Genomic DNA, 18016 nt, shown 5'->3' with positions numbered 1-18016 from the left:
AGGATTTTTGTTTCTCTTGCTATTAGTATGTACGAGTTTTATATACTCGGCTGTGGTTAATCATGAGGTTCGGCAAATCTATCATATTTATGATGAAAATAAGGAGTTAATTGACTCAGCGCCGATTGCTCCTCGCAAGGAAGCTTGGTTAGGAACAGATAAGCTTGGTTATGATATGTTAAGCAAAGTCCTAATAGGAGCCAAATTTACGATATTAGGAGCTCTAACTATTGCTTTTTTACGAATGATGGTTTCAGTACCATTAGGATTGGTATTAGGTACTTATTTTCCGAAGGGACAAAAATATCTTACTAGTTTAGTTGATGTGTTTCATTTTGTTCCGTTATCGGTTGTTGCTTTATATTTGCTGCAGCCGTTTCTGTTTTTAAAAGCAGGACAAGAGCCAGTTTATAGTCTAACAGAGCGGATTGCAATTGAAATCGTTGTTCTGACAATCTTAACAGTTCCTGTTTTATCCGTTTTAATAGGAAATGAAACGAGAGAGCTATTCAAAGAGGAATATGTAAGCAGTGCGAAGACACTTGGAGGCTCAAAATTACACATTATCAAAAAGCATATCTTTCCAGCATTAAGAGAAAGATTTTTTATTTTATTCGGGCAGCAATTTGTTCAAACACTCATTGTTATGGCGCATTTAGGGCTATTTTTCCTCTATTTTGGTGGAACAATCTTTCCTAGTGAAGGGGGAGATCCTCCAAAATCAGTAACAAATGAGTGGTCCGGCTTGATCGGAGGATCAAAGATCTTTCTTCAGTGGGCCCCATGGATTCCTTTAACGCCAATTGTTTGTTTTGCTGTCACAATTTTGGCAGTAATGCTTATGGTAGAGGGTTTTTCTAGGGTAACCTCAGGAAGACCTGTGTATTTTAAAAGAAAAAATACTCAAACACTTTCTGCTGAAAAGAAGAGATTACGTAAAAAAGAAAATTCGTTTGATTTTTTGGATAAGTCTATGTAGTAAACGTGAAATTTCGCATATGATAGTAGTAGAAGTTTAGAACGTAAAAAGAAGAAGGAGCTGATGAAAATGAGACAAAAACGGATTCTGATCGTTTTCACTATCATAAGTTTGCTTCTTTTAGTTGGCTCTATCTTGTTTCAATTTTTAAACGAAGAAGATCCTTATCAGTTTTATACCGGGTTAGGCAAAGATATTGACGTATCACCAGATGACGAGACCATTGCTTTTTCATATTATGTAGATGGAGATGAAGCAATTTATACAGCAAATCTTGATGGATCGGAGCTTACCAAGGTTAGTAGCAAAGAAAATGGTAGATTTCGGAGCCCGAAGTTTTCCCAAGATGGAGAACAGCTATTATTTCTTTCTGAGGAAATAGATGGTGCACAAAGCTTATTGGTGATGAACAAGGATGGAAGTCATCAAAAAAGGGTAACGGACGATTCTTTACATGTAACAGATGCTGTTTTTTCTCCTAATGGTGACATCTTGTATTTTATTGCAAAGCTTTCATCTGAAATTAATAAGATGGAAGGAGAAACAAAGGAAGGGTATGATCTTTACAAAATCAATCGTGATGGAACAAATCTAGAACAATTAACAGATCAGGATCACTTCACAATGAATGACCTTTCGATATCTGAGGATGGAGAAGAACTGTATTATAGCTTATTTCAAGCATACGAAGAGCCTACTGTTTTTTCTCTAAAAGGTAAAACAGAATCACCTGTTGTTTCTGTTAAAAAAGATATCTATTCTTCTGTTTTATCTAAGGATAAGAAATTTCTAGCATACACGGCGGTAACGAAAGCATCATTAAATAGCAGTTTATTTAAATATGAACTATATCTTCAAAATCTACAAACAGCTGAAACAAAACGATTAACCTATTTAGACAACAATATACAATCACCTGTCTTTTTACATCATGAAAACAAGTTGGCATTTCTGGAGTATACAAATTGGCCTAGTGATCCAGAGAACTATCGACTTATGACTGTCTCATTTGAAGGTGGAGATGAACAAGAAGTGAATGTAAATCTCCCTTCATCAGCCAACAGCCATTTAGCGATGAAAACAGTGTATTTCTTGTTAGCAAATGAAGTTGCAATGGCCATTTATTATGTTCTTTTCTTTGGTGGGTTGATTTTATTGTCCCATATAAGATCAGGTAAGGTTTTTCAACCTTCATATATTAGTCTTGGTCTTTCTCTACTCTTTTTTATTGGAAGCTTTGCGATTGGGGCAATCACAAATCCATGGTATGGCATCTGGCTGGCGATGGTGGCTGTTGCTATGTTTATATGTTCACTGGTGCTCGTATTATTCTCTTATGTTGTGAGTAAGATGAGAAAAAAATAATATCAGGACTTGGGATTACTCCTAAGTTCTTTTTTTGTCATCTATCCAAGCTGTAGAAGAATAGGCTTTATCGTAGCGAAGATCACTACAGGGAGGGCTAAACTCATGAAACCGTATCCTGTTTATCCATATTATTCAAAAAAGCAAAAGGTGAAGGAACAGCCAATTGCTTTTCCACCACAGCATCAAGACCGTCATCCTGGATTTGAATATGAAATGAATCCAAATCCGATCTCTGAATGGGAGGGATATAAAGGAAGCGGAAAGTTAAAAAACAAGGTGGCCATTATTACAGGTGGGGATAGTGGTATAGGAAGAGCGGTTGCCTATGCATTTGTAAAAGAAGGGGCAGCTGTTGTGATTCCTTATTTAAATGAACATCGTGATGCCCAAATAACAAAACAAAGAATTGAACAACTTGGTGGGAGATGCCTGCTTTATGCAGGAGATTTAGGTCAGGAACGAACAGCATATGAAGTTGTTAGGCAAACGATCCAGACATTTGGAAGACTAGACATTGTAGTGAATAACCATGGTATCCAAATTGTTCAGGATAGCATTTTAAATATTTCTGCCGAGCAGCTAGAAGCAACGTTCCGAACGAACATTTTTGCTTTCTTCTATATGGTGAAAGCAAGCTTACCATACTTAAACAATGGAAGCTCGATCATTAATACGACGTCAATCACAGCTTATCAAGGACATAAAACACTAATCGATTACTCAGCAACTAAGGGTGCCATTACAACATTTACACGATCTCTTTCATTATCACTTGTGGATAAGGGAATACGGGTAAATGGTGTAGCGCCAGGACCAATTTGGACTCCACTGATTCCTTCGAGCTTTTCGGCAGAAAAGGTTGCAACATTCGGAACTGACACAGAAATGAAGCGGGCAGGTCAACCGTTTGAGCTAGCTCCAACTTACGTTTATCTTGCTTCTGATGATTCAAGGTATGTGACAGGGCAAGTACTGCATGTAAATGGAGGAGATTTTAGAACATCATAAGTCAGCAAAAAGACCTAAAAATGCCCTGTGAATAACTTTTAAACAATGGAAAAAAGTCCTATATATATTGTGGCGAACGCATGTACCCACACAAAATGTGGATAGGAAATGTGGATATGTGTATAACTTTTGTGGATAAGTTGTTGTTAACAGTTTAATAACTTGTTAATATCTAAATTTTTGACGAATATTTGTGTCGATATTGTAAATACGTGTCGTTTAATTCTTTTTATCCACAATTTGAGGAAAAACCTGTGGGAACTGGACAAAAGTTCAGTTCCTTTTTCTGTGTGGATAAAATGTGAATGAACTTTTTCCTTTTAACAAACGCTAATGTGTACGAAATGAAAAAGGACGTGTGGATATGAAAGCAAACTCATATGAATGCATAATTGTTGGAGGTGGAATTGCAGGGCTACAAGCAGCTCTTCAACTTGGACGATATATGCACAATGTGCTTGTTTTAGATAATCAAGATGGCCGGTCTAACTTGTGCCGTGCTTATCATAATATACTAGGCTGGCCTGAAGGGGTAAGTGGGGAAACGCTAAGGAACTTGGGCAGAAAGCAGGCAGAAAGCTATGGAGTAGAATTTAAAAAAGGCTTTGTTCATAAGTCTGAGAAAAACGGGGAAAACATCCTCCTTCACACAGAGGATGGAACAGTGTATGAAGCAAAAACATTATTATTATCCACAGGAATTAAGGATCGAATTCCAAGTATTAAAAACATCGAGCCATGCTTAGGAATCTCAATCTATGTTTGTCCAGATTGTGATGGATATGAAGTGCGAGATCAGCATGTCTTGTTATTAGGTTCAGGAAAAACAGGAGGGAATTTAGCTTTAACACTAACGTATTGGACAGACAAAATAACATTTATCAATCATGACGAGGAACAACTTGAAGCAGCCTTGCTCGATCAGCTTAAGCAAAAAAACATTCGTGTGATAGACGAACAGATTGAAGAAATTATTACTGAAAATGAATCCAAATTTAAAGGGGTAAGGCTGAAAAATGGACAAACAGTAGCGGGAGATAAAGGGTTTATAGGCTTCGGTGGAAATTCAGTTCATTCAGACCTAGCCGCGCAGCTTGGGGTGGAAAGGCTGGAAAATAAACATGTTTTAGTAGATCCGCGAACAAAGGAAACAAATGTCACAAACGTATGGGCAGCAGGAGATGTTGTCGCCCATTCTGAGCAAGTCACAATTGCAATGGCAGACGGCTGTCAGGCTGCCATTTGGATTCATAAGCGATTATTAAAAAATCAATCGTAAATCTCTGTTTACTTAAGCTTCAGTTTTGTATGATAGAAGAAGGAGCAAGAAAAAGGGAGAGGCTGGACATGAAAAAAGAAATCGAGGAACTATATGATGAAGTTTATGAAAAACTAGCTGAGTTTCATCAAACATCATTGAACTATACACAGAAAATGTCAGACATTCCACTCAACCAACGTGAGGAAGAAACAGAAAAGCTAGAACGAATCGAATTTGCCTTACAAGCAGCAAAAGACATCCTAGAAAACATCATGGCCCCAGGCACAAAAATGACAATCATGCACCAAAAAGGAACCATACAAATTGATTTGGATGAATGAATCAAAAAGGGCAATTAGAGATAATGGATGGACATTAATTACTTTTGAATTAAGTTGTTTTTTCACAGAGTTTGTTGCATTATCTAAGTTTTTAAACGATAGTGGAATGAAGTGGAAGACACTTGACTCCTGCGGGAGGCTTGGCTTCCTCCAAGGAAGAATTGCTCTTTGAAAAATCCGGCAGTTGGGATTTTTCATTATTCTTCCCCGGGGAATCTTGTGTCTGCAGCGCAATGGAACGACCAATCTTTTCGTCTGACCATTAAACAACAAAAATATGTGATAAAACTATTCCCCCTGCCTAATCTGCCCAGGAGATTTCCCCATTAACTTACGCGTAATCTTATTCAAATAATTCGCATTCTTATAGCCTACCAATTGAGCAATTTCTTCAACAGAATACTTTGTATGCTGCAATAGCTCAATTGCCTTTTGCAAGCGGATATTCGTTAAATACTGAATCGGGGTCACCCCAGTTTCTTGCTTAAACAATCTTGTAAAATGATATTTTGATAACTTTGAGGCTTCTGCCATTTCTTCAGCACCAATTTCATCCTGATAGTAATTTCTTGCAAATAAAGCGGCACTAACCACACCTTCTGCCCAATCCTCCATTAATTTATCCACATTTGATAAAGCCAAGTATAACTCCATAATAAATTGATAGGAAATGCTTGATCCCTGATAGGCATTGGTGATTTTTCGTTCACGAGCATCATCATACATTTGTTTAACAAGCTTAACCGGAGCAGCTTCAGGATGAAAACGAACCACTTGGTTACCCTTCCTTTTAACATGCTCCCAGCATTTCTTTGCTTCATTTCCATATAAAGTTACATATAAAAACTCCCATTTCTTTGAATGCTCGGGCAAATAGTAATGATAATGCCCTGGACTGCTGACAATAAAGGCATGACCAGCCTTTAGCTGATGAACCTTACCATCTATATTGATTTCTCCTTGTCCTGACAATGTATATTGAAATATATATTTTTCCTGGTCCTTCCGCTCAATGCCACTCCAATTGTAAATCGTAGACTCTTGTTCTTCCCAGCCAACAGACCAAATTTGTGCTACCTGATTCACGTTAGGGTCATTAAAACGAAAAGCAATTGCACCGGTTTTTTTATTCATAGCAAAAAAATCCCCTTTTCTTACCCTTTTTAGATGCTTTTAGCAAAAAAAGACTGATATGTACTGTGTGAACAGTATTATTCATTGTTAATTTCAACAAGTTTAAACAGAAAACCTAAGCAAATAAGTACTATCTCTTCAAATAATTTTACCATTGTTAGCAGGAAAATCGGAACTTACAATGAAAATAGAAAACAAACTAATGACAACAAAGTGAAGGGTGATTTTCATGATCGAGCAAGTAAGAAATGAATTTAACGAGATTTTTCAACAGAATCAGCCTACTAGATCCTTTTTTGCACCAGGGCGTGTGAATTTAATCGGTGAACATACAGATTACAATGGGGGACACGTGTTTCCTTGTGCGTTAACATTTGGTACATACGCGATTGTGGCACTCAGAAATGACCAAAAGATTCGTATGTATTCTAGCAACTTTCCTGAGATCGGGATTGTGACTCTATCAACCGAACAACCATTGAAACTTCAAAAGGAACATGATTGGGCGAACTACCCTAAAGGGGTGATGAAGGAATTTATTGATAAAGGTGTCAAAATAAATAAAGGCTTTGATATCCTATTTTATGGTAATATTCCAAATGGAGCTGGTTTATCTTCTTCTGCATCAATTGAACTCGTAACCGCAGTTACTATTCAGGCGTTGTTTGAGACGAATTTTACTACTGTTGAATTGGTACAAATGAGTCAGCATGCTGAAAATGAATTTATTGGTGTGAGCTGTGGAATTATGGATCAGTTTGCGATTGGAATGGGAAAAGAAGATCATGCGATTTTGCTAAACTGTCAAACTCTTGATTACCAATATAGTCCGGTTGTATTAGAAAATGCCTCTTTAGTTATTGCAAACACGAACAAACGTAGAGCTCTTGCTGATTCAAAGTATAATGAAAGACGCTCTGAATGCGAACGTGCCCTTAGTCAATTGCAAAAGGAGCTATCTATTCAATCGCTGGGAGATCTTACACCAGAACAATTTGAGAGTTACCGTCATTTAATCAAAAATAGTATAGATCAAAAGCGTGCCAAACATGCAGTCTATGAAAATGCTCGAACGATTTCAGCGGTAGAAAAGCTGAAGCAAGGTGATATTTTGAGCTTTGGACAATTAATGTGTGATTCTCATACATCTTTACGAGATGATTACGAAGTAACAGGCTTTGAATTAGACACATTAGTAGAAGCTGCTATGGACCAAGATGGTGTTATAGGGTCAAGAATGACTGGAGCCGGCTTTGGCGGTTGTACAGTTTCAATCGTAGCAAATGATAAAATCGATGAATTTATTAAAGAAGTAGGGAAGAGCTACACAGAAAAAACAGGGTTAATAGCTGATTTTTACGTAGCAAATGTAGGAGACGGAGCAAAGGAAATTTTATAATCCGAAACGGAGGAAAAAATCATGGCAATCTTAGTATGTGGTGGAGCAGGCTATATTGGAAGTCATGCAGTATCAGAGCTTTTAGATCGAAAAGAAGAGGTTGTGGTTGTTGATAACCTGCAAAAGGGACATCTTCCGGCTGTTTTAGAGGGTGCAACGTTTTACAATGGCGATTTAAAAGATGAAGAGTTTTTGAGAAATGTGTTCAAGGAAAATAACATTGAAGCTGTTATTCATTTTGCTGCTGACTCATTAGTAGGTGAAAGTGTTGAAAAGCCTCTTCAATACTATGAAAACAATGTGTATGGGACAATGTGTCTTCTTAAAGTAATGACAGAATATAACGTAAAGAAAATTGTCTTTTCTTCAACAGCTGCAACATACGGCGAAGCAGAGAATATACCGATTGTTGAACATGACCCAACTGTACCAACAAACCCTTATGGAGAAACAAAGCTTGCTGTTGAAAAAATGCTGAAATGGAGTGAGCAGGCTTACGGATTAAAATATGTTGTTCTTCGCTATTTCAACGTAGCGGGAGCTCATATGGAAGGAAAGCTTGGCGAAGATCATGACCCGGAAACACATTTAATTCCGATTATTTTGCAAGTGGCTTTAGGCAACCGTGAGAAAATCATGATCTTTGGGGATGATTATCAAACAGAGGACGGAACATGTATCCGCGACTATATCCACGTAACAGATCTAGCTGATGCCCATATTTTAGCGATTGAAAAGCTGCGTAAGGATAACACAAGTGCAACATATAACCTTGGGAATGGCAATGGATTCTCAGTTAAACAGGTAATCGAGACAGCGAGAACTGTTACAGGTCATCCTATCCCTGCAGAGGTAGCGCCTCGCCGTGCAGGTGATCCAGCTGTTTTAATTGCCTCTTCTGAAAAGGCGGTCAATGAATTAGGCTGGAAGCCGAAATATGCTGACCTTCACACAATCATTGAAAGTGCGTGGAATTGGTTCCAAAACCATCCAAAGGGCTATCAAAAATAAACATATTTATTCGTTACGATCGAAGATGAGAGGATGAAAACAATGTCTATCCACATCGATTTAGAAATAGAAAGATTACTTCAATTCGCTCTTCAAAAGCAATTGATCACAAAATGGGACGTTGATTTATCTCGCAACAAAATGTTGGAGGTGCTTCAGCTTTCTGATATCAAGCCTGTCGAGGTACCAGAAGAACAGCTGAATGCTCCAGTTTCAATTCTTGAAAATATTCTTAATTGGGCTGCTGACCAAGGGCTTCTTGAGGAAAACACAGTCACATATCGGGATCTATTAGATACAAAGATTATGGGCTGCTTAGTCCCGTCTCAAGGTGAAGTGATCCGAAGATTTAATGAACAAGTAGCTCAGGATGGCCCGCAAAAAGCTACAGAGTTTTTTTATCAATTTTCTCAGGATGTTCACTATATCCGTACAGACAGAATTGCTAAGAACGAGAAATGGCTTGTGAACACAGAGTATGGTGATTTGCAAATGACCATCAACTTATCTAAGCCTGAAAAAGATCCGGTTGCGATCGCTGCTGCTCGTCATATGCAAAAAAGCGAATATCCATCATGCTTGCTTTGTAAAGAAAACGTTGGTTATGCAGGAAGACTAGATCACCCAGCACGACAAAATCACCGGATTATTCCTGTCACATTAAGTGATGAGCAATGGTTTATCCAATTCTCGCCATATGTTTATTACAACGAGCATGCAATTGTCTTATCAGGTGAACATAAGCCGATGAAAATTTCCAAGGAAACATTTAAAAAGCTGCTTCACTTTGTTGACCAATATCCACATTATTTCCTTGGCTCAAATGCTGATTTACCGATCGTTGGTGGCTCGATCTTAAGTCATGATCACTTCCAGGGAGGTCATCATACATTCCCGATGGAGGTAGCAGAAAAGCTACATTCATTTACGCTGAGTAAGTTTCCTTCCATTGAGTTAGGAATCGTGAAATGGCCTATGTCTGTTTTAAGATTACAAGGAAGCGATCAAGAAGAGCTAGTAGAAGCGGCAGATGATATTTTACAGCAATGGAAAAGCTACAGTGATGAAACAGTTGATGTTTTAGCGTTTACAGAAGAAACACCACATAACACGATTACACCAATTGCACGAAGAAGAGGCGATCTTTTTGAGCTTGATTTAGTGCTAAGAAACAACAGAACAAATGAAGAGCACCCTTTCGGCATTTTCCATCCGCATCAAGAGGTGCATCATATCAAAAAGGAAAACATCGGTCTTATTGAAGTAATGGGATTAGCTGTTTTACCTGGCAGATTGTTAGATGAGTTAAAAAAGCTTGCTGAATGGTTGCCTGAGGAAGATGGCCTTGCTAAAATTGAGCAAGATGAAGAAATCAATAAACATTATGAGTGGGCTAAAAAGGTAAAAACAAATGTACCAGATATTAGTCAAGACAATGCCTATCAACTTTTACTTGAAGAAGTTGGCCATATTTTTGCAACGATTTTAGAGCATGCAGGTGTATTTAAGCAAGATGAGTCTGGTCAACAAGCGTTTCAGCGATTTGTTCAGCATTTACAAGCCCAATTAACATAATAATTGGATTTACTAGTATAAGAATTCTCAAAAGTGTCAATGATGCTATTAATCCCCCCTAATTTTATATATGTATGTTGCCTCCTTACTTTGTAAGGGGGTTTTTTTTGAGGTTGAAAATAAGAAAGAGTCTAACCACCAATCGGCTAGACTCTTTCTTATTTTATCACTGTGCTACGATGACGACTTTTCCTTCGTCCAACTCTTCTTCTAGTTCCATCGCTTTATGCTGTGAAAGGCCCAAGGAGGTCATGCGGGTGCGAATCTGCTCTCCACGGGATACAAAAATATTTGCCATTTTGTCAAAGATGCCTTCTTCTTTTAATCCAATACCTTTAGTATTTGTATGTTCAGTTAAATGCTTGGAGCGATTTTCATCATGTGCAAATAGATAGATATGCTCCTTGTCATAGCCCTCTGCTTGTAAAGTAAGAATTTTCTCGGAAGCTTGTACACCATTTTCAACGATATATGTTTTCATCATCATCAACTCCTTTGTCATTTACTTGGTAATTACCCCGAATTTTCTTGATCAAACATCCTTAGTTTTTCTTATACTATCATCCATAAAAACTTATACTTTTTGATAGTGTAAAAAATAGCCAATAGGTCATAGAAGGTTTTTTCTATAAAAGGACTAGTAGAGTTTGTTAAAATAAAAGGATAATGAAGAAAAGGTGATCGTATGAAAATATCAATTGTGATTGTGACATATAATCGTTTGGCAGAATTGGCGGAGCTTCTTGAGTCAATAGCTCGACAAACCGTTCTTCCACATGAGGTTATTATTGTAAATGATGCTGGTGAAAGCACAGAACCACTAGTTTCTTTGTATAGTGAATTGCCGATTAAAGCTATCGAATTAACGGAAAATGTTAAGCATGTTCGTGCAAGAAATATTGGAGTTAAACATGTAACGGGTGATGCGATCATGCTTTGTGATGATGATGATTTTATAACGGAGACTCATTTGGAGCAGGCGGTAATAGGGCTCCAACATGCTGATTTTGTTTATTTTGATGCAGAGATTGTTCAATTCGAAAAAAGAGAAAACACCCGTTATCCTTTTAAACGACAGCTTTTTGCTTATCAATATAATCTAGCAGAAATGAAGAAGTTTTCAACATTTGTACCATCAGGAAGTGTTTATAAAAAAGAGCTTCATGATAAAATTGGCTTATTTGATCCAGATGTTCATAATTACTGGGATTGGGATTTTTTCTTAAGAGCTGCAGAGGCTTGCTCAGTGAAAAGAATACCAATGGCTAGTGTTATCTATGCATTTTCTGAAGATGGGACAAATCAGTCCGCAGATTTAGGCTTAAAACGCAAAATGTATTTAGATCGTTTATGTGAGAAGCATCAATTAGGAGATTTGCCAACGAAAAACTTCTTTGTGCTTCTAGAAGAACCAGAAATGAAAGACCGCGAAGCAGAAACAAAACGGGTATGGGACGGAAAACCAGTCTTCACGCGCTATAGTCAACAGGAGGAGAGCAATGAAATTACAAATGGATAAAAGCTGGGACAGCATGTTAGGAGAGCAGTTTCAGTCTGATTATTTTAAGGAGCTGCTAGACTTCTTACGTGAGGAATATGAACAACAAACCATTTTTCCTGAACGTGAAAACATCTTTCGTGCGTTGAACGAAACTCCTTATGATAAGGTGAAAGCTGTGATTCTCGGACAAGACCCATATCATGGGGAAGGACAGGCACAAGGCTTAAGCTTTTCAGTTCAGCCGGGTGTTAAGCTACCCCCTTCTTTACGGAATATCTACATTGAGCTTCAAGATGATATAAATTGTTCATTACCGGAAAACGGTTCATTAGTAAAATGGGCTAAGGAAGGTGTACTCCTTTTAAACACAGTATTAACTGTAAGAAAAGGAGAACCAGCTTCACATGCAAAAAAGGGATGGGAAATGTTCACTGATGAAATTATCAAAAAACTAGACCAAAGAAATCAACCCATTGTCTTTATTCTGTGGGGAAAACATGCTCAACAAAAAATGCAGCTCATCAACTCATCAAAGCACTTCGTCATCGAAAGCGCACATCCTAGTCCGTTTTCTGCCCGAAAAGGCTTTTTTGGAAGTAAACCATTTTCTAAAACAAATGACTATCTACGTAGTCAAAATATAGAAGAAATTGATTGGTCTTTATAGAATGTTGTTTTTAATGATTTTTAAACAGATAGTGGAGCGCAATGGAACGGAACCTATACTTACGCTAATTTGTATTAAAAACAGCATTATAAAAAAGGAGTATTAAAACATGAAGGAAACACCAATAAACTGTATAAAGTGTAAGCATTTTTATGTTACTTGGGATACGCGGTTTCCGAACGGCTGTCGTGCATACGGATTTAAATCAGCAGCCAGACCTGCCATCACGGTTAAAAAATCATCTGGTATGGCGTGTTTAAAATATGAACAAAAAGCAATTAAGGCTTAGTTGGAGGAATAAAAAGTGAACATACCTGTATCAAAACTATTAAGTAAAATGGAAGCTGAGCTAATGAAGGCAAAAAACAGCTCATCTTCTAAAGAAGTACGTGAAAAAGTAGCCGTCATTCAATCACTATGTGAAATCATTCTTGATGAAAAGTCAGAGGTACAAGTTCAAGCATTATCATCACCATCATCAAGTGAAATCAACCACCTAGAGCTTCAAAAAATGATGGGGAATATGTCAACGGTTGTTAAAAATCCTACAAGTGAAAAACCGGTTAAAGAAGAAGATGCTAACGGTGATTCGCTTTTCGACTTTTAAGCTGATCGCGAATTTCCCCCAACTTCCATAAAATGAAGCAATATCTCAAAGGAAATCCATCATATTCTTATCTAATCAGGACACAATGATAGTAACATTGTACAGGAGGTTAGAAACATGGCATATGATGATTTATTTAACATGGGAAGAGGACGCTTTGATATGGGGCTATTAAATGACCCAGCTCCAACAAAGATTGCCCAAGATCGCTATGATGTTTATGTAAACCAAGATTATATCGGTCAAAAATATTTATTAACAGCACAGGAGTCTGTTCAAGATATTGATGATTTTTTAAAAAATGAAGGAGTTAAAAACTTCGAATCCTATCTTGATGGTGACCATTACTATATTAAAGCTGTCGAAAACGAACAGCGAGTATCTGATGTGTTAAAAGTCTATTTGCAAAATCGTTAAGGGAGCCCATTATGTGGCTCTTTTTTACGATTTAGAAAGTATATAAGAAAAACTAAGGCGTTCACATTTAATATGGCGATAATCCCGATTTTTTTAACCTTACATAAGATTGTCATACAATCTCTGTATTTCCCCATTGAATTTAAACCATTCTACGGTAAGATGAAAGAGTAATCAATTGGAGGTGGAGCCTGATATGAAGCTTTTTCTTCTTTTAGGAGCAATTAACGGATTTTTAGCGGTAGCATTAGGTGCCTTTGGTGCACATGGTCTAGAAGGAAAAATTCCGGAGAAATACATAAAAACATGGCAAACTGGTGTGACTTATCAAATGTTCCATGCCGGAGGATTGTTTGTCATTGCTTTTCTAGTGGATAAGTTCGCCAATATTGGTGTATTCACAACAGCAGGATGGTTATTTTTAATTGGGATTATCCTTTTCTCTGGAAGCTTGTATGTATTAAGTGTGACACAAATTAGTATCTTAGGAGCAATCACTCCATTAGGAGGCTTAGCTTTCTTAGCAGGCTGGCTGCTTTTAGGATATGCGGCAATCAGGTATTTATAAAAGATGAAGGCTGACAAACATGTCAGCCTTCTTTTTGTATTATTATCTTGGTTGATATGATGCTAATGCGTATTGTGGATCATATTGAAGCTCTTCATCAAATGTTACATAATCTAAGTAAACCATTAGAAGTAAATAACGCATACCTGTCTGAGGATCACTTAAAATAAGGTGATCACGCCCTGCTGCTTCAATAACACCTTTGAAAATTTTCGCATTCCACTCACGGTTATTTTCAAATGTCATATAAACAGTTGCGATTTTTCCACGATTTAAACGTAAAATATTTTCAACATAAGATTCCTCCAAAGGAAGCATGCCAGGGATATATTGTGCTACACCCGGTTGCTGCTGCTGTGGAAACTGTGGTACTTGCCCAAATTGACCAGGATAGTATGTAGCAGAAGGTGGATAACCTGCTTGCTGCATTTGCATTTGCATCGGCATTTGTTGTGCTGGTTGAACACCAGTTGTGTCATATCCGTAAGGTTGTTGAGGTTGTTGAAATCTTTTAGTCATATAATAACCCTCCTAAAAATTTAATAAGTGATAAAACCAAAGGGATCTTTTCTCAATCTTTGCTCATTCATACGTATGTTGCGAACAAGCAACTTATGCCTTTCTAACAAAAATAATGAAGGAGAAGCTATTGATGACAATGACATTAGAAGAAATAACAAAGGATAAAATGAAAAAGGTGCAAGAAATTGTCCTCTCAAATAAAGCCTACAATGTGTTAGAAAATGGGAGGGAAACTCGATCAATGAAGGAAATAAAAAAAGAGTTTCTGAACCCAGCTACATATAGCTATTTTATAAAAGCTGATCAAGATTACATTGGCTTAATCGATTATTTACCAGAAAACCCGAAGGATCAGTATCCGTGGCTAGGATTGCTTATGATTCATGAACAATGGAAAGGAAAGGGATTTGGAAAAAGGGCTTATCACCTTTTTGAGAAAGGTATTAAGAACTCAGGAAAGCACGCAATTAGACTTGGGGTTTTAAAAAACAATAGGGATGCAAAAGCTTTCTGGGAATCACTAGGATTTAGCTATTACGATACGAAGCCGTTTAAAGCAGGAAGAGAAATAGATTGCTATGAGAAAAAGCTAAAAAACTGACTCGAGGATAGTAACGTAGTTAAATAAGCGGAGTTTTTCCGTTTAAACTGAAGAATGGAACAAGGTTGGCGGATATAAGCGGAATTTTTCCGGTTAAGCAAAGTAAAATGGCCTATTTTCGTCTTTTTGGATAAGATAGGAGGAATCTTTCCGTCTATTTAATCTATTTTTCGTTCTATTTCCTCATTAAGAGGACTTTCTCCGCTTAATTTCTGGAGATTCTTTAAGATTTGAAAATCATTTTTATGGGTGCTTATCTTGGTGGTATAAAAATGCTTGGAGCGTATATGTCTCCAAGCATTTTTATTTTCTGATAAACTTGCCAAAATGCTTTTTAATCCTAGTGCAATTATGATACGAAAAGCAATGTTGATTCGAATTTTGTACTTAAAAAACCGAACCTTTTACAATCACAGAGTCAGATTTTGTATCACTTATTAAACCTGAAAATAGTCATTCAATTTAGAAGTACTTAAGATGTTTCCAACGAAGAAAGAACCAAACTCTCCGTAGCGAGCACTAACTTCATCAAATCTCATTTCATAAACAAGCTTTTTGAATTGAAGTACATCTTCAGCGAAAAGCGTAACTCCCCACTCATAATCATCAAAGCCAACAGAGCCTGTAATGATTTGCTTGACTTTACCAGCGTAAGAACGACCAATTAAACCGTGGCTTTTCATCATATCGCGGCGCTCTTCCATGGAAAGCATATACCAGTTGTCATTGCCTTGACGGCGTTTATCCATAGGATAGAAACAAGCGTATTTTGCTTCTGGTAGTTTTGGATAAAGACGTGCACGAACATGTGGATTTTGATAAGGATCTTCGTTGCTTTCACCAGCTAAGTAATTACTTAGCTCAACAACTGAAACATAAGAATAAGCAGGAATCGTAAATTCAGCAAGCGTCGTTTTATTAAACTCAAGCTCAATTTCAGTTAGCTCTTCCATTGTTGGGCGCAAAATCATCATCATGAAATCTGCTTTTTGACCAGTAATGGAATAAAGAGCATGACTTCCTTGCTCCGCATCTTGCGCAACGCCCCATTTTTCTAGTAAACCTAAAAACTCATTAATGGCAGCCTCGCGCTCATCGCTAGATAACAGCTTCCATGCAGACCAATCAACAGTGCGGAAATCATGTAAACAATACCAGCCATCCAAGGTTTGTGCTGCTTCACTCATATATATTCACTCCTATTTATGAATTCGTTATGTACACATTTACTATATCATATCTTGTCCATTTCACCATGTGAATAAAACTTGAACAACAAAGAGTAAATTCTTAGGATTAGTGGAAAACTCCAAAAGTAGAAGAGGTAAATTTAACAGATTTTTTTGAAATTAAAAAAATTTTGATGTAAGCGTTACAGTGTGACAGAACGGTTTGAAATTAAGAATAAGTGGAGTATCCTAGTTAAGGAAGCATTTCTCTTACATACTCAAGGAGGTTTTTTTGTGTCAGATTTATTTGCGACATTAAAAGAAAAAGTTAAAGGACAAGGAATGAAAATTGTTTTTCCGGAAGGTTTAGATGAAAGAATTTTAACAGCTGTAAATCGCTTAGCTGGTGAAGGAATTCTACAGCCAATCTTAGTTGGTAACGAGCAAGAAGTAACAAACAAAGCAAAAGAATTAAACTTAACTTTAGATGGTGTAGAAATTCATGATCCACATAACTATGCAGAAATGGACGAGCTTGTTGCTGCGTTTGTTGAAAGAAGAAAAGGAAAAGCAACGGAAGAGGATGCGCGCAAAATCCTATTAGATGAAAACTACTTCGGAACAATGCTTGTTCACCTTGGAAAAGCGCACGGACTTGTAAGTGGTGCAGCACACTCAACAGCTGACACTGTCCGTCCAGCTCTTCAAATCATCAAAACTAAAGAAGGCATCAAAAAAACATCTGGTGTATTCATCATGGTACGTGAAGATGAAAAGTACGTTTTTGCAGATTGTGCAATCAATATTGCTCCAGACAGTCAGGATCTTGCAGAAATCGCGATCGCAAGTGCAGAAACAGCTAAAATGTTTAACATTGATCCACGTGTAGCCATGCTAAGCTTCTCAACAAAAGGATCAGCAAAATCACCTGAAACAGAAAAAGTGTCACAAGCTGTTGAAATCGCAAAAGGTCTTGACTCTAGCATCGTACTAGACGGAGAATTCCAATTCGACGCAGCATTTGTACCTTCAGTAGCTGAAAAGAAAGCACCAGACTCAGTGATCAAAGGTGATGCAAATGTATTCGTCTTCCCAAGCCTTGAAGCTGGAAACATTGGCTACAAAATCGCTCAACGCTTAGGAAACTTCGAAGCAGTCGGCCCAATCCTACAAGGATTAAACAAACCAGTAAACGACCTATCACGCGGCTGTAACGCAGAAGATGTTTACAAATTAGCATTAATCACAGCAGCACAAGCTTAAAATATGAATGATGAGACGTGAATTCTATTAAAGAATTTGCGTCTTTTTATTTTTGATAGGGTGATGAACGACAGAACCGGAGCGGATCAGAGATGGAATGTCGTTCATGTGGGTGATGAACGACAAAATGGGAGCGGATCAGAGGCGGAGTGTCGTTCATAGGTGTGATGAACGACAAAATGGGAGCGGATTAGAGATGGAGTGTCGTACATAGGGGTGATGAACGACAAAAAGGGAGCGGATCAGAGAGGGAGTGTCGTACATAGGGGTGATGAACGACAAAAAGGGAGCGGATTAGAGATAGAGTGTCGTACATAGGGGTGATGAACGACAAAACCGATCGAGAACAGCTAGGAAATGTCGTTCATATTTGTAATGAAGACCGAAATAGCAGGTGATTAAATAGAAAACGGTCATCATACCTATGATGAAGACCAAAACCACAAGGAAAAGCCACTCAAACAGTCATCATACCCATGATGAAGACCAAAACCACAAGGAAAAGTCGCTCAAACAGTCATCATACCCATGATGAAGACCAAAACCGCAAGGAAAAGCCGCTCAAACAGTCATCATACCCATGATGAAGACCAATTTCACAAGGAAAAAGCGAGAAAACGTACTT

At 37.6% G+C, this 18016-nt stretch carries 20 protein-coding genes; 16 read left to right on the top strand and 4 right to left on the bottom strand.

Going from position 1 to position 18016, the window contains the following annotated elements; all coding sequences use genetic code 11:
* Positions 1 to 16: 16 nt before the first annotated feature.
* The 5 genes from D9842_RS19495 to D9842_RS19475 all read left to right on the top strand — a co-directional run bounded on the left by D9842_RS19495 (position 17) and on the right by D9842_RS19475 (position 4957).
* Positions 17 to 979, top strand: a complete 963-nt coding sequence (locus tag D9842_RS19495; protein WP_121663963.1) for an ABC transporter permease — start codon at positions 17 to 19, stop codon at positions 977 to 979.
* Positions 980 to 1048: 69 nt separating this feature from the next.
* Positions 1049 to 2344: a DUF5050 domain-containing protein gene (locus D9842_RS19490; RefSeq protein WP_162987514.1), complete on the top strand. Its 1296-nt coding sequence runs from the start codon at positions 1049 to 1051 to the stop codon at positions 2342 to 2344.
* Between the two features lie 105 nt (positions 2345 to 2449).
* On the top strand, positions 2450 to 3355 hold the full coding sequence (locus D9842_RS19485; RefSeq protein ID WP_121663961.1) for an SDR family oxidoreductase: 906 nt from the start codon (positions 2450 to 2452) through the stop codon (positions 3353 to 3355).
* Positions 3356 to 3719: 364 nt separating this feature from the next.
* On the top strand, positions 3720 to 4634 hold the full coding sequence (locus tag D9842_RS19480; RefSeq protein WP_121663960.1) for an NAD(P)/FAD-dependent oxidoreductase: 915 nt from the start codon (positions 3720 to 3722) through the stop codon (positions 4632 to 4634).
* 68 nt (positions 4635 to 4702) lie between these two features.
* Positions 4703 to 4957: a hypothetical protein gene (locus D9842_RS19475; protein ID WP_121663959.1), complete on the top strand. Its 255-nt coding sequence runs from the start codon at positions 4703 to 4705 to the stop codon at positions 4955 to 4957.
* Between the two features lie 288 nt (positions 4958 to 5245).
* Here the strand turns inward: D9842_RS19475 and D9842_RS19465 are convergent, their stop codons facing one another.
* A complete protein-coding gene (locus D9842_RS19465; protein ID WP_121663957.1) occupies positions 5246 to 6091 on the bottom strand; it encodes an AraC family transcriptional regulator in 846 nt (281 codons plus the stop codon).
* Between the two features lie 229 nt (positions 6092 to 6320).
* Between D9842_RS19465 and D9842_RS19460 the strand changes: the two genes are divergently transcribed.
* From D9842_RS19460 to galT, 3 genes are read left to right on the top strand one after another with little or no spacing between them, the layout of a single operon-like run.
* Positions 6321 to 7490, top strand: coding sequence for a galactokinase (locus D9842_RS19460; RefSeq protein ID WP_121663956.1), 1170 nt, complete (start codon positions 6321 to 6323; stop codon positions 7488 to 7490).
* A 21-nt stretch (positions 7491 to 7511) separates the two neighbouring features.
* A complete protein-coding gene (gene galE / locus D9842_RS19455; protein WP_121663955.1) occupies positions 7512 to 8501 on the top strand; it encodes a UDP-glucose 4-epimerase GalE in 990 nt (329 codons plus the stop codon).
* A gap of 42 nt (positions 8502 to 8543) precedes the next feature.
* Positions 8544 to 10076: a UDP-glucose--hexose-1-phosphate uridylyltransferase gene (gene galT / locus D9842_RS19450; protein WP_121663954.1), complete on the top strand. Its 1533-nt coding sequence runs from the start codon at positions 8544 to 8546 to the stop codon at positions 10074 to 10076.
* Between the two features lie 166 nt (positions 10077 to 10242).
* Here the strand turns inward: galT and D9842_RS19445 are convergent, their stop codons facing one another.
* The gene (locus D9842_RS19445; RefSeq protein ID WP_285849131.1) at positions 10243 to 10557 is read right to left on the bottom strand and encodes a YflT domain-containing protein; all 315 of its coding nucleotides are present in this window, start codon (positions 10555 to 10557) and stop codon (positions 10243 to 10245) included.
* Positions 10558 to 10761: 204 nt separating this feature from the next.
* Between D9842_RS19445 and D9842_RS19440 the strand changes: the two genes are divergently transcribed.
* The 6 genes from D9842_RS19440 (at position 10762) to D9842_RS19415 (ending at position 13836) form a co-directional block, all read left to right on the top strand.
* On the top strand, positions 10762 to 11595 hold the full coding sequence (locus tag D9842_RS19440; RefSeq protein WP_121663953.1) for a glycosyltransferase family 2 protein: 834 nt from the start codon (positions 10762 to 10764) through the stop codon (positions 11593 to 11595).
* Positions 11576 to 12244: a uracil-DNA glycosylase gene (locus tag D9842_RS19435; protein ID WP_121663952.1), complete on the top strand. Its 669-nt coding sequence runs from the start codon at positions 11576 to 11578 to the stop codon at positions 12242 to 12244. The genes D9842_RS19440 and D9842_RS19435 overlap by 20 nt, the downstream gene beginning before the upstream one ends.
* 109 nt (positions 12245 to 12353) lie before the next feature.
* Entirely contained in the window at positions 12354 to 12533 is a 180-nt protein-coding gene (locus D9842_RS19430; protein ID WP_121663951.1) for a uracil-DNA glycosylase, read from the top strand.
* Between the two features lie 15 nt (positions 12534 to 12548).
* Positions 12549 to 12851 carry a YwdI family protein gene (locus tag D9842_RS19425; protein WP_121663950.1) on the top strand — a complete coding sequence of 101 codons (303 nt, stop codon included), beginning with the start codon at positions 12549 to 12551 and terminating at the stop codon, positions 12849 to 12851.
* Positions 12852 to 12968: 117 nt separating this feature from the next.
* Positions 12969 to 13268 carry a hypothetical protein gene (locus D9842_RS19420; protein ID WP_121663949.1) on the top strand — a complete coding sequence of 100 codons (300 nt, stop codon included), beginning with the start codon at positions 12969 to 12971 and terminating at the stop codon, positions 13266 to 13268.
* Positions 13269 to 13464: 196 nt separating this feature from the next.
* Complete coding sequence (locus D9842_RS19415; protein ID WP_121663948.1) at positions 13465 to 13836, top strand: DUF423 domain-containing protein; 372 nt, start codon at positions 13465 to 13467, stop codon at positions 13834 to 13836.
* Between the two features lie 42 nt (positions 13837 to 13878).
* Here the strand turns inward: D9842_RS19415 and gerQ are convergent, their stop codons facing one another.
* Positions 13879 to 14355, bottom strand: a complete 477-nt coding sequence (gene gerQ / locus D9842_RS19410; RefSeq protein ID WP_121663947.1) for a spore coat protein GerQ — start codon at positions 14353 to 14355, stop codon at positions 13879 to 13881.
* Positions 14356 to 14488: 133 nt separating this feature from the next.
* On the opposite strand from gerQ, the gene D9842_RS19405 reads away from it, so the two are divergent.
* Positions 14489 to 14959: a GNAT family N-acetyltransferase gene (locus D9842_RS19405; protein ID WP_257535912.1), complete on the top strand. Its 471-nt coding sequence runs from the start codon at positions 14489 to 14491 to the stop codon at positions 14957 to 14959.
* A 437-nt stretch (positions 14960 to 15396) separates the two neighbouring features.
* Here the strand turns inward: D9842_RS19405 and hemQ are convergent, their stop codons facing one another.
* Positions 15397 to 16146, bottom strand: a complete 750-nt coding sequence (hemQ, locus tag D9842_RS19400; protein WP_121663945.1) for a hydrogen peroxide-dependent heme synthase — start codon at positions 16144 to 16146, stop codon at positions 15397 to 15399.
* Positions 16147 to 16422: 276 nt separating this feature from the next.
* Between hemQ and pta the strand changes: the two genes are divergently transcribed.
* Positions 16423 to 17391: a phosphate acetyltransferase gene (gene pta, locus D9842_RS19395; protein WP_121663944.1), complete on the top strand. Its 969-nt coding sequence runs from the start codon at positions 16423 to 16425 to the stop codon at positions 17389 to 17391.
* The last annotated feature ends 625 nt before the right edge of the window (positions 17392 to 18016 follow it).

The sequence above is a fragment of the Metabacillus litoralis genome (assembly GCF_003667825.1).
Taxonomy (GTDB): domain Bacteria; phylum Bacillota; class Bacilli; order Bacillales; family Bacillaceae; genus Metabacillus; species Metabacillus litoralis_B.
This window is presented reverse-complemented; position numbering and strand designations above follow the sequence as displayed.

Bases quoted from the DNA above. Each gene is read 5' to 3' on its own strand.
- D9842_RS19490 (WP_162987514.1), top strand. From the start codon at position 1,049: ATGAGACAAAAACGGATTCTGATCGTTTTCACTATCATAAGTTTGCTT.
- D9842_RS19485 (WP_121663961.1), top strand. From the start codon at position 2,450: ATGAAACCGTATCCTGTTTATCCATATTATTCAAAAAAGCAAAAGGTG.
- D9842_RS19480 (WP_121663960.1), top strand. From the start codon at position 3,720: ATGAAAGCAAACTCATATGAATGCATAATTGTTGGAGGTGGAATTGCA.
- D9842_RS19475 (WP_121663959.1), top strand. From the start codon at position 4,703: ATGAAAAAAGAAATCGAGGAACTATATGATGAAGTTTATGAAAAACTA.
- D9842_RS19465 (WP_121663957.1), bottom strand. From the start codon at position 6,091: ATGAATAAAAAAACCGGTGCAATTGCTTTTCGTTTTAATGACCCTAAC.
- D9842_RS19460 (WP_121663956.1), top strand. From the start codon at position 6,321: ATGATCGAGCAAGTAAGAAATGAATTTAACGAGATTTTTCAACAGAAT.
- galE (WP_121663955.1), top strand. From the start codon at position 7,512: ATGGCAATCTTAGTATGTGGTGGAGCAGGCTATATTGGAAGTCATGCA.
- galT (WP_121663954.1), top strand. From the start codon at position 8,544: ATGTCTATCCACATCGATTTAGAAATAGAAAGATTACTTCAATTCGCT.
- D9842_RS19445 (WP_285849131.1), bottom strand. From the start codon at position 10,557: ATGAAAACATATATCGTTGAAAATGGTGTACAAGCTTCCGAGAAAATT.
- D9842_RS19440 (WP_121663953.1), top strand. From the start codon at position 10,762: ATGAAAATATCAATTGTGATTGTGACATATAATCGTTTGGCAGAATTG.
- D9842_RS19435 (WP_121663952.1), top strand. From the start codon at position 11,576: ATGAAATTACAAATGGATAAAAGCTGGGACAGCATGTTAGGAGAGCAG.
- D9842_RS19430 (WP_121663951.1), top strand. From the start codon at position 12,354: ATGAAGGAAACACCAATAAACTGTATAAAGTGTAAGCATTTTTATGTT.
- D9842_RS19420 (WP_121663949.1), top strand. From the start codon at position 12,969: ATGGCATATGATGATTTATTTAACATGGGAAGAGGACGCTTTGATATG.
- D9842_RS19415 (WP_121663948.1), top strand. From the start codon at position 13,465: ATGAAGCTTTTTCTTCTTTTAGGAGCAATTAACGGATTTTTAGCGGTA.
- gerQ (WP_121663947.1), bottom strand. From the start codon at position 14,355: ATGACTAAAAGATTTCAACAACCTCAACAACCTTACGGATATGACACA.
- D9842_RS19405 (WP_257535912.1), top strand. From the start codon at position 14,489: ATGACAATGACATTAGAAGAAATAACAAAGGATAAAATGAAAAAGGTG.
- hemQ (WP_121663945.1), bottom strand. From the start codon at position 16,146: ATGAGTGAAGCAGCACAAACCTTGGATGGCTGGTATTGTTTACATGAT.